This is a genomic window from Sorangium sp. So ce590 (genome assembly GCF_051521365.1).
Lineage (GTDB): Bacteria > Myxococcota_A > Polyangia > Polyangiales > Polyangiaceae > Sorangium.
In genome coordinates this window covers 8,102,527-8,119,616 of record NZ_CP150346.1, presented here as the reverse complement: position 1 = coordinate 8,119,616, position 17,090 = coordinate 8,102,527, and the positions used below count along the sequence as shown (strand labels likewise).

Annotated in this window: 9 protein-coding genes; 1 reads left to right on the top strand and 8 read right to left on the bottom strand. The window is 68.5% G+C overall.

The window, feature by feature from the left end; all coding sequences use genetic code 11:
• The first annotated feature begins 14 nt into the window (after window positions 1-14).
• Entirely contained in the window at window positions 15-965 is a 951-nt protein-coding gene (locus WMF28_RS30530; RefSeq protein WP_437596884.1) for a CHAT domain-containing protein, read from the top strand.
• Window positions 966-1,013: 48 nt separating this feature from the next.
• On the opposite strand, the gene WMF28_RS30525 is transcribed toward WMF28_RS30530, so the two are convergent.
• From WMF28_RS30525 to WMF28_RS30490, 8 genes are all read right to left on the bottom strand, one after another.
• The gene (locus WMF28_RS30525; RefSeq protein WP_437596883.1) at window positions 1,014-4,880 is read right to left on the bottom strand and encodes an effector-associated domain EAD1-containing protein; all 3,867 of its coding nucleotides are present in this window, start codon (window positions 4,878-4,880) and stop codon (window positions 1,014-1,016) included.
• A 92-nt stretch (window positions 4,881-4,972) separates the two neighbouring features.
• Window positions 4,973-8,311 (bottom strand): helicase HerA domain-containing protein, encoded by a 3,339-nt coding sequence (locus tag WMF28_RS30520; RefSeq protein WP_437596882.1) that lies wholly within the window; start codon window positions 8,309-8,311, stop codon window positions 4,973-4,975.
• A gap of 4 nt (window positions 8,312-8,315) precedes the next feature.
• Window positions 8,316-9,104 carry a hypothetical protein gene (locus tag WMF28_RS30515; RefSeq protein ID WP_437596881.1) on the bottom strand — a complete coding sequence of 263 codons (789 nt, stop codon included), beginning with the start codon at window positions 9,102-9,104 and terminating at the stop codon, window positions 8,316-8,318.
• A gap of 239 nt (window positions 9,105-9,343) precedes the next feature.
• Entirely contained in the window at window positions 9,344-13,087 is a 3,744-nt protein-coding gene (locus WMF28_RS30510) for an AAA family ATPase (protein ID WP_437596880.1), read from the bottom strand.
• The gene (locus WMF28_RS30505) at window positions 13,084-14,214 is read right to left on the bottom strand and encodes a metallophosphoesterase family protein (RefSeq protein ID WP_437596879.1); all 1,131 of its coding nucleotides are present in this window, start codon (window positions 14,212-14,214) and stop codon (window positions 13,084-13,086) included. Before WMF28_RS30505 ends, WMF28_RS30510 begins: the two co-directional genes overlap by 4 nt.
• A 169-nt stretch (window positions 14,215-14,383) precedes the next feature.
• Entirely contained in the window at window positions 14,384-15,418 is a 1,035-nt protein-coding gene (locus WMF28_RS30500) for a helix-turn-helix transcriptional regulator (protein WP_437596877.1), read from the bottom strand.
• A gap of 81 nt (window positions 15,419-15,499) precedes the next feature.
• A complete protein-coding gene (locus WMF28_RS30495) occupies window positions 15,500-16,351 on the bottom strand; it encodes a GNAT family N-acetyltransferase (protein ID WP_437596876.1) in 852 nt (283 codons plus the stop codon).
• Between the two features lie 42 nt (window positions 16,352-16,393).
• Window positions 16,394-17,044 (bottom strand): iron-containing redox enzyme family protein, encoded by a 651-nt coding sequence (locus tag WMF28_RS30490; protein ID WP_437596874.1) that lies wholly within the window; start codon window positions 17,042-17,044, stop codon window positions 16,394-16,396.
• Between the last annotated feature and the right edge of the window lie 46 nt (window positions 17,045-17,090).

The window sequence follows — 17,090 nt, the reverse complement described above, 5'->3', positions numbered from 1 at the left end:
GCGGGCGCGCGAACGTGGCCAGGACGGTAGATCCGGGCGCGTCGTTCCACCATCCGAAGAATTTCGGATGGCCACTGCCGCCGACGCGACCTGGCGCGCGCCGCTGGATCGGGCGTAAGCTCCTCGCCACCGCCATGCCGCCCACCCGTTCCGAGCTACGTGCGCGCGTCGACAGGCTTCTTCAATCCGACGCCGATTTTGAGGGATTCGTCGGGGACCGATTCCCCGAGGCGAGTCGTCGCTTCACGGACGGGATGGACCGGGTACGCAAGACGAACATCCTCCTCCAGTACGCGGACCCCAGGCTGCTCGCCAAGCACCTGCGGCTGCTCGAGCGATCGCCGCGGGCGGCCCCAACGCCCGCGGAGGGCGGCCCTATCAAGATCCTCTTCCTCGCCTCCAACCCGACGTCGACGAACCAGCTCGACCTCAGCCGCGAGGAGCGACGGATTAAAGAGCGGCTCGGCGCGGGTACGCATCAGCGCGTCATCGACGTCGTGGCACGCTGGGCGGTCCGGCGCAGCGATCTTCAGCGACTGCTCCTCGAGGAAAAGCCGCACGTGCTGCACTTCTCCGGCCACGGCTCCGGCCGAGCGCAGCTCCTCTTCGAGGACGACGACGGAAACATCGCTCCTGTCGAAGCGAATGCGTTGGTAAACCTGATCAGCATTCTCAAGCATCGCTTGCAGCTCGTCGTGCTCAACGCCTGTGATACTGAGCCGCTCGCAGGGGCGCTGGTAAGGCACATCGCCTGCGCCGTCGGCATGCGTCAAGCTATTCGCGACGAGGCAGCAGCCGCGTTCGCCGCGGCCTTCTATGAAGCGATCGCATTCGACGAGCCGATAGAACCGGCGTTCCGGCTCGCCTGCGCCGCGCTTGAGATCTGGCAAATTCCGGAAGAGCAAACGCCCGTACTGCGTGTCAAGCGAGGCATTGACGCCGCGGCGCGAAGGCTCACGGGATAGTTCGAGTCGGAACGATAGGTGATGAAGCGTCCCGCTGTTGTCGCACGGTTACCTAGGCTTTTTCGGGCGGCGCTTCGTCAAGGCCTCGATGATGAGCTTGTGCGGTGCGTGCTGGAGCAGGCACGTGACCTTCGCGGTGCGATCCATCCCATTGGTGAACCGTCCATGTACCTCGGGGAAGTGGTCAAAGCAAAAGGCGTCGAGGTCGCTGTCGCTGCGCAAGACGTCGCTTATCAGGGTTCTCACCTCATGGGCGGCGAGGTCGCGCTGCCGCGCGGCAGGGGATTTTCCTCCTTTGGCCGGCGTATCGCCGACACCGCGTTTGTCCGACGCACCGCGCAGGGCGGCTGCCCCAGGAGGTCTTCGCGGCGATGTCGCGGGAGCGGGGGGCCGCGCTTCCTCGTCGGAGCTCCGAGAGACGGGCTGTGCGTCGCCTCCGTCGGGCGGCTCCGCCGCGGGATCGATCCAGTCGAGGACGTGGAGGCCACCCGCGCCGTCGCCGGCGAGGAACGTGCGACCTCCAGGGCCGATCGCACAGCCGAGGAGCGGCGTGTGCGCTTCGAGCGTGGCGATGCAGCGCTCTTCGTGGAGATCCCAGACGCGGAGGGTGGCGTCCTCCGAGGTGGAAATGGCCAAGCGTCCATCGAGGGTCACCGCCACGCCGGTCACGATCGCCGTGTGGCCCCTCAGGGTGCACGTCGCCTTCCTCGTCTCGAGGTTCCACACCTTGAGCGTCATATCCTCTGACGCGGAGATCGCAAAGCGACCGTCCGTCGTCACCGCCACACCGGTCACGCTCAAACTGTGCCCAGGGAGATCGAACTGCGCATTTTCGCTCGACAGGCTCCAAACTTTGAGAGATTTGTCCTCCGACGCCGAGATGATCGTGCGCCCGTCCGGTGTCACCGCCACAGCGTTCACGCCAGCGGTGTGGCCTGTAAGCGTCGTCAGAATACGACCGGTCGACAGCTCCCAAATTTTGAGCGATCGATCACGCGACGCCGAGACCGCGAAGCACCCGTCGGGCGTCACCGCCACCCCTGTCACGCCCCAGGTGTGACCGGTGAGCGCGCGACGCTTGCCGGTGGAGAGCTCCCAGACGTTGAGCGTCGTGTCCTCCGACGCCGAGACCGCGAAAAGCCCGTCGGGTGTCACCGCGACACGCATCACCAGCGCAGTATGCCCCTCCAGGGTGCGCACGTGGGCACGGGTCGACAGCTCCCATATTTTGAGCGTGCGGTCCCACGACGCGGTGACCGCACGACGGCCGTCGGGTGTCACGGCGATCCCGGACACTTCGCACGCGTGACCCTCGTGCGCACAGACCTCGCGCCCGCTCGACAGTTCCCACACCTTCAGGGTGTTGTCATGAGATGTGGAAATTGCGAGACGACCGTCCGGCGTAACCACCACCCCCTTGACCGACTCGGCGTGTCCCTCAAGGGTGTGGATCTCGGTGCCGCTGGATAGATCCCAGAGCTTCAGTGTGTTGTCCGACGACGTGGAGACGGCAAAGCGGCCGTCCGGCGTCACCGCGACGCCGTTCACCCAGTCCTTGTGCCCCATGAGGGGGCGAATTTCTCGGCCACGCTGCAGGTCCCACACCTTGAGCGTATGGTCCGCTGACGCGGAGATGGCGCGACGACCGTCCCGCGTCACCGCCACATCGAGGACGCCTTCGACATGACCCTCGAGCGTGTGGACGAGGCGGCCTGTCGCGACCTCGAAAACCTTGAGTGTACAGTCCTCGGACGCTGACACGGCAAGCCTCACGTCCGGCGTCACGGCCACGGCATTGACGGGGAGGGAATGACCGGAGAGCGTGCGAACCGGCCTTCCCGTCGCGAGGTCCCACACCTTGAGCGCGCCGTCCGTCGACGCCGAGATGGCGAAGCGCCCATCCGACGTTACCGCCACACCGGTCACCGGCGCCGTATGGCCGGGCAACGTGCGGAGCTCATGGCCCGTCGCGAGGTCCCACACCTTGAGCGTGGCGTCCTCCGACGCCGAGACGGCGAAGCGACCGTCCGGCGTCACCGCCACGGCGTTCACGGGCTCCGGGTGGCCAGCCAGCGTGCGGAGCTCGCATCCGCTCGAGATGTCCCACTGCTTGAGCGTCCCGTCGTGGGACGCGGAGATGGCCGATAGACCGTCGGGTAGCAGAGCGACCGCCCATACGGACGAGGTGTGACCGGCCAGCGTTCGCACCAGCGCATCGGACTCGCGGCTGGTGCGGAGCCGCTCGCGCAGCCACATCGCTCCACGCGCCTGCAGGGCGGTCTCGGCCTCCGCTTGCACCTCGTCCATGCCAAGCTCGAAGCTGACGTTGCGGACCTGCTGGAGGAAGAACCCGTCGCCATATTCCGGCGTCCATCGGCGCAGACAGTGCGCCACCCGATCCAGCGGGCGCAGCAGCCGTCGGAAGCGCTCCCGCTCTCCGGGGGCAGCTAGCGCCTCGCCCAGGCGCAGATCTGCGAGGACGGCGTCGAGCCCCCGCTCTCGGACCTCCGCCTCGATCCGGCCGATATCTCCGAGTGCCCCACCGAGCCGTTGCGCACAGGCCGCGGCAAACCTTTCCTGATTGTCGATCTGCCTCATGGCGAAGTCCCGCACGAGCGGGTGCAACCGGATCGCCTTGTAGCTCGGTGTTTCCTGTTGCGTCGCGTCTTCGGCAAGCGACCATTCGAAGAGCTCGTTCAGCGCCTCCTCGAGCGGCGCGGTGTATCCATTCTTCGCCTTGTCCGACAGCCCGGTGAGGTGCGCGAGCGTCGCCCGCGACACGTGCGCCGCGCGGTGGAGCAGCGCCGCCGCCTTGAGCGCTTGGTGCGCTGCGGGGCGCCCGAGCGCGTTCCACTGGGCTCGCAGCGTGACCGTCACCATCACCTCGTGCTGGAGCGGAGTACGGATCGCGTACACCTTGGCGGCATCCGTTGTGACCAGCGCTCCCTCCCGGCGTAATCGCGCATAGTAGTCGGAGAGCGGGAGACCTGGTGACTTGCCGAGGTACGCGGCGGCCAGGGCGATCGCCAGCGGCAGGTGGCCTAGCGCGCGGCAGATTGCCCGCGCGACGTCGCGCTCCTCCGCGCGATCGCATTCAAGGAGGCCTCTCCGCGCATGGCTCGAGAGGAGCAAGCGAACGGCGGCGTCCTCGCGAAGCACCCCCAAAGGAACCGTCTCGAAGCCCGCATCGGGGTCGTGCCGCTGCGTGGTGACGAGCAGCCGGCACGGTAGCTCCCAGGGGACGATGCCTGCCGCGGCCTTGCGGAGCGCCAGCGGATCCACGATGTTGTCGAAGATCACCAGCGCGTCAGGGTTGTCGTAGAGGTGCCGCTCGAAGGCGCGCACCCGGCGCCCGGGTCGCTCGGCCTCGGATACGGCGTCCTCGCTGAGCCCGAGCCTCTCCGCAAGGTTTGCGAGCTCCGCCACGAGAGGCGCTGCCGCGTTCACCCAGTAGACGCCGCCTGGATAATCGTTCCGGTGACGGTGGGCGTATTCGAGGGCAAGCTGCGTCTTGCCGACGCCACCCATCCCGACGAGCGCGGCGCGCTGGACGCCGGCGGTGCCGCTCGTCAAGACGTGGTGAAGTCGCCTAAGATCCTCGTCGCGACCGAAGAACGTCGCCTCCTGACGGAAGGGCACCAAGAACGGGACCCTCTCCTCGACGAAGGTCCGAAGCTCCGGGTTGTCCGGGTTTCTTCGGCGGGCCTGCTCGAGCAGCGCGTCGAGCCTTCCTTGCGCCCTCGCCCACTTGAGCAGCTCGAAGACGGCGGTTTGCAGGCTCTTGTCGGACGTGAGCGTATCCAGGTCCTCGTCGAGACCGTACGAGACCAGCTGTTCGAGCGCGGGACGACTCGGAAAGGCGTCTAGGAGCGCCTTCTGAAACTTCTCGATCCGCGCGCGGTCCCACTTCCCCATCGTCCCCATACAACCACCTTCGCTCGATCGTGTCGCCGCGACTCGCCACTCCCTTGCGGGCGTGGGCCACCTCTCCCGCTCCGCGCCCTCGCTTACGGAAGACTCGCGCGCGACGCCTGAGCGCGTCGGAGGACGCCGTCCTCGTCCGGAGGAGAGGCGGGGTGGTGCGACAGGCACATCGGCACCGCGATCTTGACCGGCGCTGCCATGCCATTGCCCGCCAGGTAAAAGCGTCCTCTGGGCAGACTCGCCACGCGGAAATTGGTGCCGCCGCGGACGCGGAGCTGCTCTTCCACGGTATCGATCGCTGCCGGCGAGCTCGCCTTTCCGTAGAACTGGGTGCTCGCGTTGGCGATCACGTTGTGGTCGATGCTCTTCGGCGCCTGCGTGGCGAACACCACCCCGAGCCCATACTTGCGACCCTGCGCCGCCAACCGGATCAAACTCTCCTTGCAAGGGGTCGAGCCCTGCGATGGCACGAAGTCCTTGGCCTCGTCGATGACGAGCAACCCGCGCAGCGGCCGATCGGGCGGACAAGGGTTCTTCTTCACCCATGTGAATAGCGTCATGGCGAGCTGATTGACGAACTGGAGGGGCGCATCGTGCCCCGGCAGGCCCACGAGGCTGAGCACGGAGACGCGGGGGCGCGCGGAGCCGACGCCGAAGAGGACGCCGGGATCGAGCGGTTCGCCCTCTTGGTGGAGGAGCGGGTTCGTCTGGATGGCGGCGCGCAACGAGTCGGTGAGGGCGGTCGCGACCTTGCGGGCGGTCGAGATCTTGAGGCTCGCCGCCTCGGGCAAGTCGCTCAGCACGTCGAGAAAGGCGGCAAGATCACCGCCGCCTTGCTGGGCGAAGAGGCGAAGCGCCGCATCGAGAATTGCGCGAGCCTTTTCATCGGTCCTCCTTCCCGACATCGCCGCCAGGGTGGAGGCCGTCATCGCGATCGTCTGGGTGAGCTCGTCAGGGTCCTGGGCGACGGCGGCGAAGTCGGGGATCAAGCCGAGGTGCAGCGGATTGCCGCTCGACCGCCCGGGCGTCCACACGATCACGTCCGTCTGCGCGTGGTAGCGGGCGGCCTTCGCCGCGTCCTCGTCGGTGAACTCAGCGGGGCGCGCGGGCCACGCCTCGCCGAGCCGGGCCAGATCGTTGGCGCCGTCGACAACGATGGAGGGGATCCCGAGCAGCGCTGTTTCTTCGATGAGGCGCCGCAGCAGCACCGTCTTGCCGGATCCGGCGCCGGCGAGCACGACCACGTGCTGTTTGAGGTCCTCGGCGAGGAGCACCTGCGGCGCGCCCAGCCGGTCACCGATGACCTGATGCCCGACCGCGACGACCGGCCGCCCCACCGGAGCTGCGGGCCTCGCGTGAGCCGCCGGTGGCGACGCAGGCGTGGTTACAGCAGCCCCCGAGGCGACCATGGGCGCGGCGGTCGTGGACGACGCGGCGCGCGGCGCCGATCCGGATGAAGCCGACGCCGCAGCCGCACCGGCCGTCTGAGCGGCCGCCGCCCCCGCAGGCGCTGCGTTCGCAGGCGCAGCGGTCTGCGGTGAGCGCGCGAGCCAGTCGACCACCGGCTTCAAGAGCGCGAGCTGCGAGGCGGGTCGGCGCGCGCGCAGCCACGGCTCGAACGTGTCACGCTTCACACGCTTGCTCTTGCGCAACGCGTCGAGCGCTGCCAGCACGCGCAGATCGCTGTCGTGGGCCGGCATCACCTCTGCACCCGCAGAGCGCGCCTTCGCCATCAAGGAGGTCGTCTTCGCGCCGCTCGGCACAGGGGCGTTGCGCACCAGGATGAGCTTGCGAAACTCGATCTGCCGGTCGATTCCGGACGCGGTCACGGCCGCTGTGAGCCGTGCCTGGAAGGCGATCGCGTTGTCCCGCGAGAGCGCGCGCAGGCAAAGGTGTCGCTCGCGGTCGTGATGGGCGGTGAAGATCTGGCGCACGCGCGCGTGAAGCGCCGGATAGTTGCGTTGATTACCGCTCTCGGCGTCGATCACGATCTCCACATCAGGGTCGCGCGTCTGCTCGGCGACAACGAGCTCGCATCCAGCGAGCAACAGGTCCCCCAGCTCGTCCTCGCCATCCGGCTCGGTCACGCCCTTCGGCACCTTGACGGACGTGCGGAGGCGCTCGAGCTCAGCATCGAGCCATTTGTACTCGCGCAAAGTCGCTTCGCTGAGCTCGGGCACGACCTTCGTGCTCCGCGGCGGCGTGTCCTCGGCGACGAACGACGTGAGCTCAATGACCCGTTCTTCGTCGAGGCACTTGCGGCGGTGCTGCTCGCAGCGTCGGAGAAGATCGCGCGGTGATTTCCCGCCGTCCGCGATGGAAGCGAACGCCGAGGGCGCGAACGGCCAGCGGGGGTAGGGGGGCGTGAAGCCGACGCGCTTGTAGCCGTCGTCCAGACGCGCGCTCACGAGATCCTCGGCCATGGCCACGTCCGATAGGTGTATCAGTGACCGCTGATCTTCGAAGCGATGCGTCGTCGACTTGAGAGCGGTCTCCTTGATCTTTATCCATGTGTCCACCACACACGAAACTATCGTTAACGTCCGGCGGGTCACGTCGCGAAGCTCCAGGAGGCCGCGGCCCACCCCGTCCATGATGCCGCGTGAGATAAACTGCTTCGTGACTTGCTCTTCGGGCAATGAGCCCGCGGTCGCGAGCATGTGATGCTCTTTCACGATTGCGTCGAGCTGATCGATGGCCACGACCATGGGGCACCGCAGGCTGATGAGCCAGGATAGGCCTTCAACAACCGCACTCGGCCTCTTCTCGCGGATGTTGAACCCATACACTTCCATCGCGCTCTCGTCGACACCGTGGCCTTGAAGCCACGCATATCCGAGGTTAGACAGCTCCATGTCGTCGGAGTTGAGCAACACGAGGGCACGAAGCGTATCGGCGTGTTTGAGCGTCTGCGCCCGATGGGTACGGCCGAGCCGCTGCACCAGCGTATCCATTTCCCGGGCGAGCTTGGGCGGGCGGAGCGACGCCAGCTCGCGGGTCAAAGCCGCGCCATCATCGCCGCGCACCTGGGCGGCGATGTGCTGGACGACCAGCTGGGCTTGGGTGCCGTTCGTCGCGTCAGCAGGCCGCTGGAGCGAATCAATGAAGCTCAGCAGCACCGTCTCCCAGAAGTCGTGAACGTCGGTCATGTGGACCAGGATGAAGCTCGCCGGGACCGTGAGAACATCACGCCGGATCGCGGAGAGCAGGTGGGTCTTGCCGATGCCCGCGGGGCCAACGAACACCCAGCCCAGCGGCGACCCAGTTTCGACACTCGCTGCCATCGAACGCACTTTGGCGAGCACCTCCCGCCGCTCCTTCTGATGGAGCGACGGGACGTCGTAGCGAGGATCTTGCCAGACGCCGTCTAACGTCTGCGTCGACTGAAAATCGATGGTTTCGAACGCTCTCAGTGCATCCATCGTGTCACCTCTCGATACAGAGCAGGTCACGCCGTTCACCAGAAACCCGGAGCGCCGCGGCATCGTCTTCTGGAAGGATCTGCTTCGGGTCGCCGATGGGGTAGAGGACAGCACCACCCCGCCGCTGCATCTGGCGGAGCTCCGTGTCGACCGCCTCGACGGGGACGTCGCCCAGCTGTGCGCGAAGGAGCGCAAGCCTGACATACTCGTTTAGGACCCCGCCCGTCACCCGCAGGTACGCCGCACGGATCTGCTCCTCGATCGCCGCGGGCTCGGCGTCGCGCGGCGCGGATGCGCCGGGCGTCTCGTGTCTTGTCGAGGCGTTCTCCGTCGCTGCCTGCTCAACGGTCCGCGGCCGCAGCAGATGGTCGAGCGCGAGGCCGTGGACCTCGATGTATCTGCCGAGCCTGGCGAGGAGCTCCTCAAGCAACATCGCCGCGGACGGGGTCCGCGCGAACGCCGCCGCGAGCCCCTGACCGTTCGCCCACGCCCACCCCTCGTCCGTTACGTGAAATTTCGCGCCGTACGCTGGGTCCTTCTTCCGGCGGCCGGGCTCAATCGTGATCAAGCGCCTGTTCTCGAGCCCCTTCAACGCGGCCCTGTCGAGTTTGACCTTTTGCTGCGAGAGGGGCTTGCCGTCCCCGGTAAGCAGCAGCACCCAGAGGGCAAACACCTGCATCCCCGTCAGCCCACCGTTGGCTCGCTCAACGTCGCTTGCCGTCCGCTTCTCTTGCGCGGGTCGGGTTTGTTTCTTGGTCGCGCGTTTCTTCTGCGCGTCTGCTGTCGTCGTCATGGCCCCTCGGGGTTCACAGTCTGCAGCGCCGCGAGCGCTCCTACGGCTCACGGCCGGGACATGCCATCGCGCGGATGGCCGAAGGCCTCAACCCCCATTGCGACGCCTCGCTGCAAGAGCGCGTCGGACGTCGGCGATGCGAGTCTCCCTCCTCTCCGTCCACGCTGTAGCGCGACCTGGGTCGTTCCGGTGTGGCATGCTCGTCGAACAGCGTGGAATTCCACGCGTTATTGGCAACATCAAGGAGCGGGATGCGCTGCTGGTGCCTCGGCGGCGGAGGGGCGCGCCTCGCGTAGCCGGTCGAGATCGACCGCGTACGGCGCCTGGAACCGCTCGAACCGCGGTCCATGGCACGTGAGCAGGATGATCTGCAGCTCGCTCGCGGCGTCCCGGAGGATCTGCACCATCGACAAGAAGCGTCCGTCGTCGGTCCACCCCATCGTATCGTCCAGGATCAGCGGGAGCGACCGCTGGTCCCTGGCCATCACGCGGGCGAGGCTCAGCCGGACGATCACCGACAGCTGCTCGCGCGTGCCGCCGGAAAGCTCGCCGAACTCCTCCGCCTCGCCGCGGCGCCTCACCTTACCGAGCTTGAGATCCCCGGTCATCTCGATCGCGGTCCCGGGCCGCAGCCGAGCGAGGTACGGCTTCGCCTCCTCCTCGACGGGCGCGAGGAAGAGGCGTTGGGACTCTTTATAGGCGTCCTCGACGACCGTGCGAAGGAGGCGGGCCGCGTTCGCCTCCCGCGTGATCCGCGCGAGCTCCTCCTCGGCGTCGCGCTGCTCGCCCACTGCGTCGTCTAGCCTCTCGGACCGCCCGTCGCCGGACGCCTGCTCGAGCAGCGTCCGGCATTGCAGCTCCTTGTCGTGCAGGTCGGCGAGGCGCCGGTTGTGCGCCGCGATGGCGCCCTTCGCGCGGGGCACCTCGTCCCGCAAGAGCTGCGGGGTTGCCTCCGCGAGCTCGGTCGCGGCACGCTCCGCGCGCGCACGCGCCTGGGTGTGCTCCCAGCGGGCGGTTTCCGCCCGCTGGTAGAGGGCCGCATCGGGTGCAGTCTCCCGCAGGCCGGTGAGCCTTTCGGCCACCACACGGCGTCGCGCCGCTTTCTCGTTCCGGACCGCGAGGGCCTCGCCGCGAGATTGCTGGCGCACGCGAACCGCCCGCTCCGCGCGATCCAGGGCCTCTGCAGCGCGCTCTGCGCGTGTCTCTAGCGGGGGCAACGTCTCGCGGGCTGCGTCCACGGCCTGCTGGAGCGCGCCGCTCTCTGCCGCCGCGTTGCCCTCAGTGGACGCGGTCGCGGCGGCCTCTAAACTCCCGAGCGCCGCAGCACGCGATCGCAGCGCATCCAGCCCGTCGGGTGCCAATCTGATGAGCCGCTTGCGCATCTCGACGATCTGCGCACTCGTGATGACGCGCGCCTGCAAGCGTGCCCGCGCGGCGCCGACGTCGATCACCGCCGCCCGTGCCAGCGCCTCGCGGAGCCGCCGTTCGGTCCCGTCGACGTCGAGCTCTCGATCGACCTCGCCGGGGATGATCTCCCAGGTGACCCCCTCCACGGCGTCGGGGTGCATCGCGCGCGGTACGGCCCACGCACGCTGGGGGCCAGAGGCAACCGGACCGGCGACCGCGCGCACCCGCGCCTGGCTCCGCGCGACGGTGGCTTCCGCTACAGCGAGCGCGCGTTCGAGGGTCACGAGCCGCGTGAGCGCCTCGCCGGTGACGTGGTTTTGCGCGAGCGCGACCTCGATCTCGGCGTGACGCGCGAACGCCTCCCTCGCCTCGACGAACGCCCTTTCTGACGAAACGCTTCGCTTGCGCACCTTCTCAACCTCGGCGCGAAGCGTCTCGATGCCGTCCGGCGCCACGTTGGCGAGGCGATCCTCCGTCTGCTTGCGGACCGCGTCGAGCCGCGCCCAAGCCCGAGCCGCCTGCGCCGCGCCCTCGATGTCGGCGACCCCGAGCGCTTGGAGCATCGCCGAAAGCTCGCGCTCGCTCCGCTCCAGGGCGACCCGCGATTTCGCGAGATCCTTGCCACGCGGCTCGAGCGTGATCTCGGCGACGTCGTCGAGAACCACGGTCGTACGGAGCGTCGACGTGAACGTCTCGCACGTGCCCGCCTTCACGCTCTTGGCTTCCTGCGCGCCGGCGATGCGAACACGCAGGTCGGCGAGCGCGCGCACCTCCACGCGCGTCGCGATCGCATCGCACGACGCGCGCTGGATCGCGAGATCCCGTTCTCGCTCCCGCAGCGCGTCGATCGACGCCTCGTCGATGCGGTTCGCCGAAAGAAGGCGCACGCTCTCCTCGCGCTCGTGCTCCGCTCGCATCGCCTCGTCGAGCGCGGATTCAAGCCGCGCACGCTGTGCATGATCTGCGGCCACCCTGTGTTCGAGCGCCTCCAGCCCCTTCGGCGCGAGCTTCTTCTTCAGCGCGCCGAGCGCCTCGTCTTCCCGCGCGGCCTCGGCGCGCGCTGCGTGGCGCGCCCGCGCCGCCGCCATGTCGGCGACGCCGAGCGCACGCAGCGCCTCCTCGAGCCCTGTCCGCTGTTTCTCGGCCTCTGCGAGCGCCTGCGCGAGCCCCGGGCGAGCCGGCTCGATCTCCAGCTGTCCAAGCCCAGGCACGTCGATCGTCGACACCGCACTGACCGCGTGGACGCTCCTGTCCCCGGCCGCGGTTAGCACGATAAGGCGCGTTCCCTCGGCATCGAGCCGAGCGCGGAGAGCCTTCGCTTTTTGCGTGAGGGCCTCGATCTCCTCAAGCAATGGCTCATCGATCGTCTCCGTCTCCAGGCGAACCGACGCTTGCGCGAGCTCGCCGGCCACCTCCTCAGCCGCGCGCAAATCCTTGACGAGGCGGAACACCTCGTCACGCCGGCGCGATCGGTCGAGGTCGGACACGGCGGCATCCATCGCCGCCCGTGCTTCGAGGACCGCCCCCCTTGCGCGGCCGGCGTCCTCGCGGGCGGCGGCGGCGTCGTGCGCCGCGCTCTCGATCGTCATCGCGAGCTCGGCCGCGGTCTCGTCGTGCGTAGCGATCGCTGCATCCAGCTCCGCCGCTTCGCCCGTCAGCGCGGCGCGGGCCTCCACCTCCCGCTGAGCCGCCTGGACCTTCACTTCTGTCGTCGCGACGAGCGCATCGGCATCGCGCGCGGTCTCCTCGAGCGCGTGCACGCGGCGCTCCGCCGCGACGGCGGCCGCGAGCTCGCTGTCGAGCTCCGGGAGCTTCTGCTCAACGTCGCGCAGCTGCTCGCTGAGCTCCGCATGCGTTCGCGCGAGGTCTTCGACCGCGGTCTTCGCCGCCGCGCTCGTCTTCACGCGCTCGTGAGCTGTCTCGAGCCTGTCCTGCGCCGCTCGGTACTCGCCCGTCGGGCCCCTCGCGTTGGTGAACAGCGCGGCATGCTCGAGCACGCGGGTGCGCAACCGCTCGCCGTGCTTGCCGCCGAGCACCTGGCCGACCTGCCTGCCGATGGCGTCGGAGAGCGCCCCGCGCACGTGCTCGTCGAGCGTCTCGCCGGGATCGGCATACGCGCTCTCGTCTTGTGCGACCCACAGGAGCCCCCACAGCCCCATGTCGTTCCGCGTGCCTCCCCGCTTGCCCGCGCGCCGTCCTTCGAGCTGCGCAAGCAAGAGCTCCTCTGCCTCCGCGCCGCGCACGACCGCGTCTTCGCGGTGCAGGCGCACTTCGACGACCGGCTTCTCGAGGAACCGCTTGTGCACGCTGAGGCGCTCGCCGCCGATGTCCAGCTCGACCCAGATCTCGGGCGCGTTGCGCGTCCCGTGCGTCTGGAGCGCCCTGATCTTCTGGTGGCTGGCGTCGTGCCGCTCGAAGAGCGCCGCCCGCAGGGCCTCGACGAGGGTGGACTTGCCCGCCTCGTTGCGGCCGCTGATCACGTTGACCCCGCTGGCGAACGGCCCCACGTGGACGCGCCCCACGAGGGGGCCGACATCCTGCACGCAGAGGCGGACGAGCTTGATTCCCTTGCTCATGACACCGATCCATGAAGACGGAGAAGGAGGCGCAGCGCCTCGGCGCGCTCCGATTCCGAGGTTCCTTCGATATGCCCACGGAGCCGCGCGACAGCCTGCCCGAGCCAGCCTGCGGTCGGCAGGGTCGCCGCATCGGCCTCGCTGAGAAAGGTCTGCAGCCGTTCGTCGCGCACCCGCAAGAAGCGAAAGCGATGGCGCGCAGCTTCAATGATCTCGTCGAGGCGGGCCCGCGCGGAAGCATCGATCCTCCCCGTGAGCGTGAGCTCGAGCAGCGTGGTGCCCTTGCGGTCGAACCCGTCGAGGTGGCGCTGGAGGCTGACGAGATCGGCGTCGCCGTCGACGTGGCGCTCAGCGCTCTCCCAGGCGAGGCCCGCCACCGGGCGCGGCGTCACGCGCGGCGCCGCGCCAGGGGCGTCGATGTCCACCACGAGGACGTTGCCCGGGTCCTTCTCGGTGAAATGCGTCGCCTCCGGCGTGCCAGAATACCAGGTGCGATCGTCGATGCGGAGGCGCCCGTGCCAGTCACCGAGCGCGAGGTAGTCGAGGCGCGCGCGAGACGCGCGGTCCGCCGGGATGGCGTTGCGGATGCGCTCGCTATCGCTCACAACGCGCTCGAGGAACTCCTTGATGCCGCCGTGAGCGACGCCGATGCGCACGTGATCGCGCGGGCCGAGCTCGGGTGTGAGGTGCTCGGTGACGTCGCCGAGGGTGTGCCGTTCGAAGAGCGGGCAGCCGAGGAGCGCGACGCCCTCGCGGACGATCACCGGCTCTCGCGAGTTGAGGAGGTGGACGTGGCGCGGGCACTCCCGGCGCCAGAACTCGCTGCGGTAGAGGGCATCCGAGCTGAGCGGGTCGTGGTTACCAGGGAGGAGGTAGATCGGCACAGGGATCTGGGCCATCGCTTCGAAGGCGCCGTGCTGCGTCGGTGGGTGCAAGCCGTGGTCCTCGAAGACGTCGCCGGCGACGACGATGAACTCGGCCTTGGTCTCGCGGGCGACGTTGCCGATCTCGCGGAGCGTCTGGAAACGCTGGTTGCGCACGAGGGCGCCGGCATCGCCGGGGATGAACTTCGCGCGAAAGCCGAGCTGCCAATCGGCGGTGTGGATGAAGCGGGTGGAGGAAGGCATGGTGAACCGACCAGGTGGAGAGGGAGGCCGCCGGCGATCCGGGAAGCCGGGGCCTCACGCCTCGAACAGACACCCTGGTTTGACCGCGATCGCGGGCCCAACGCCATCCGCAGAGCTGCGTACCGAGGCCTCGCCGAACGAGAAATCGCGTGCGCCCTGCCGTGTCCTGCTACGCGTCGAGCGATGCCTCCCACAGGAACGACATCAGCTTCTTGCGGTCCGGGACGCGGAGCTTGATACAGATGCTCTTCAACTGATCCCTCACCGTGAGCGGCGACTTGCCGAGGTCATCGGCGATTAGCCGATTGTCCCACCCCCGCATCACCCTGGCGGCGACCTCGCGCTCGCAATCCGTGAGATCCTGTACCAGCGCGGCGGGCAAGGTCGGGATATGCGGCACCTCCCGGAGCTGCACCACCCAAGAAGGCTCGTCCACCGGCTCGGACAAGGCGAGAAACTTCACCTTGAGATCCGCCGCGGCTCCTTTCCTCTCCCATGGCCGCGCATTGCCCCTCGCCCGCGCGACCTTCGCCTGGGCCAGCCCCTCGACCAACGGTCGAGGCAGGCTTCCGGCGACGCGCTCGGCTGGCGGGAACCACTTGTCGAGCAAGGGGGTCGCCGCCGCTGTCCGTTCGAGCTCCCGCCCCGAGGGCCGAACGAGGACGCTCGGGCGCGCCCCCGCGCCGAGGAGCTTTTCCCGGCGCGCCGCCTTGGCGGACACCCAGCAGTTGCGGACCGCGTTGGCGATCGCTGGGGTGAGCTCCTGCAACAGCCGCTGATGTCGCAGAGTGAACGGGCGCCTTCGATCCCGGTAAAGCGAGAGGCCGCTTTGAAAGCCGCCGCCGACGGGCAACATGACGGCCATCACCTGCTCGATCGGCACGCCCAGCTCATGCGCCCACCGGTACAGCTCGTTCCGCTCGAGCGTCCGTCGGTCGATCATCCGGCTGTCACGCAGGACCGTACCGGGGTTCGACTGCACCGCGCTGAGCACAAAGTCGTAGGGCGCCATCTTCTCATACGCGCCGAAGAACGCTTTTGGCAGGCCCTTCTCTACCCAATCGAGTTTGCCCCCGCGCTCCGGGGACGTCGTGGCCAGCGCAGCGCAGTCGGCCTCGAGGAGCGGCAGGAGCAGGGAGAACGTGTCTTCCAACACGACGTGCATGTCGAGCGACGCGCCGAGCGCATCCTTCAGCTCCAACATCCTCCGCAGGTCGCGGCTCCCGAGCGAGGTCCCCTTCCGCATAGGCCCCAGCCTACCACGGGGTCGCGGCGCGAGGGAAGCTCAGGGACGGCCGAAAGAACGCTGAAACGCCTCGGTGCGCGCCGCGTCGGCGAGGTCAACGACGAGCGGCAGCGAACACACAGTGTAACCCCGTTCCCGGATCGGCCGCCCCATATAACGCGCCGCGAGGCGAGCGAACGTCGCCAAGATAGGCGGCAGGTTCAGCCCTCGGAGGTCCCCCGCGCGTGCCTGGGCGCGCTGCGTCGGGGTGTAGAGCGGCCGCGTCGAAGGTCCGGGCACGCTCGCGCCGGGCCTCGGGGCGACGCGCCATCGAGGGCTCACGAGTGCGTCGCGATCCGCGACTCGGTAGGCGATCTCTGCGTCCTCGAGCGCGTCGGTCTCCGCGTTGCCGGCGCCGACCCAGTGCGTGAGGCCGACACGCAGGCCCTCGTGGACCATGGCGGCATAGAGCTCGCCCAGCACTCGAGTCCCTCGGTACTTCCGGACGACGGATATCCGCGACACCTCCGCGAGCGAGACGCGCGCGGTTGCGAACGGACCGAGGTCGTAGCGCGCGGCGAGATCGATCCCGAGCGGCTGCCCGATCCTCTGCGCCACGCCTCGGTTGGGGCGCATGAGGCGTGCTGTCGCGACCGGGGCGCCGTCGACATAGGCGATGAAGTGGAGCGTCGTCTCGAGATCATCGTAAAAATCCATCTCCCGGTCGAGCGTGGTGGCATGATGGCTCAAGAGGCCTTTTTCCTGCACAAACACATGATGTCGTACGCGCTGAGCGTCTGCGATCCTCGCCTCAGTATCGGCGACGCCGGCGTAAATCTGCTTCTTCATGGCTCCTCCGCAACAGGTCTGGTGGAGCGGGCAGACGGGGGCGTTGACGGCGCGCGCCGTCAACGCCCCCGCGGCGACCGCTCGTGGCTGTCGAGCGCCGCCGGCTCAGCGATGTGACGAGAAGAATCCGGGGAAGAACTGCCGTGTACGGCACGCCGAGCGCAGGATCGCTTCGGTGTCCGCCTTCGCGGTGATGCCGCGCAGGATGCCGGCGAGCCGCTCGATGTGGCCGCGGTCCTCCTCGCCATGCGCGCGCAGGAAGGTCACGGCCCCCCGGATGCCGCGGATACGGCTCCTCTGGAGGAGGTTCTGGACGATGCTGGACGCCCGCCGCGCCGAGAGCGCTTCGAGCACGTACGCAGTGCCGAGGAAGGCCGCGCCGGAGCCCTCCTGCGCCTCGAAGCGGTGAGCGAAGATGTACGCTTGGACGGCGACGTTCGGGCCCGAGTCGTTCGCCCCGAATCCGAGCGCCACGCGATCGTCGCGCGCCCAAGAGTCGTGACCGGCTTCCTCCTCGGACTTCTCGATCAGCAGGCGGGCGAGGGACGGATGCTGGCGCGTGGCCAGCAGGCGCTCGCCCGAGGCGCGGAGCAGCTCGTGGGCCACCCCGACATAGTGCTGCGTTTGTTCGAGGAAGGCCCCATAGTGGCTGGCGGCGATGGTCCCGGCGAAGAGCGTCCGCGCGACGGGATGCTCTTCGAGGCTTGCGATCAGCTTGTCTGTCTCTCGATCAAGCCGGAAAACGAGGTCTCTCATGGCGTGATGTCTCCCGGACGGCGGAGCGGGAGCCCTCCCATGGGCC

Excerpts from the sequence above, each read along its gene's own strand:
- WMF28_RS30510 (WP_437596880.1), bottom strand. The coding sequence starts at position 13,087 with ATGAGCAAGGGAATCAAGCTCGTCCGCCTCTGCGTGCAGGATGTCGGC.
- WMF28_RS30500 (WP_437596877.1), bottom strand. The coding sequence starts at position 15,418 with ATGTTGGAGCTGAAGGATGCGCTCGGCGCGTCGCTCGACATGCACGTC.
- WMF28_RS30505 (WP_437596879.1), bottom strand. The coding sequence starts at position 14,214 with ATGCCTTCCTCCACCCGCTTCATCCACACCGCCGATTGGCAGCTCGGC.
- WMF28_RS30490 (WP_437596874.1), bottom strand. The coding sequence starts at position 17,044 with ATGAGAGACCTCGTTTTCCGGCTTGATCGAGAGACAGACAAGCTGATC.
- WMF28_RS30515 (WP_437596881.1), bottom strand. The coding sequence starts at position 9,104 with ATGACGACGACAGCAGACGCGCAGAAGAAACGCGCGACCAAGAAACAA.
- WMF28_RS30525 (WP_437596883.1), bottom strand. The coding sequence starts at position 4,880 with ATGGGGAAGTGGGACCGCGCGCGGATCGAGAAGTTTCAGAAGGCGCTC.
- WMF28_RS30520 (WP_437596882.1), bottom strand. The coding sequence starts at position 8,311 with ATGGATGCACTGAGAGCGTTCGAAACCATCGATTTTCAGTCGACGCAG.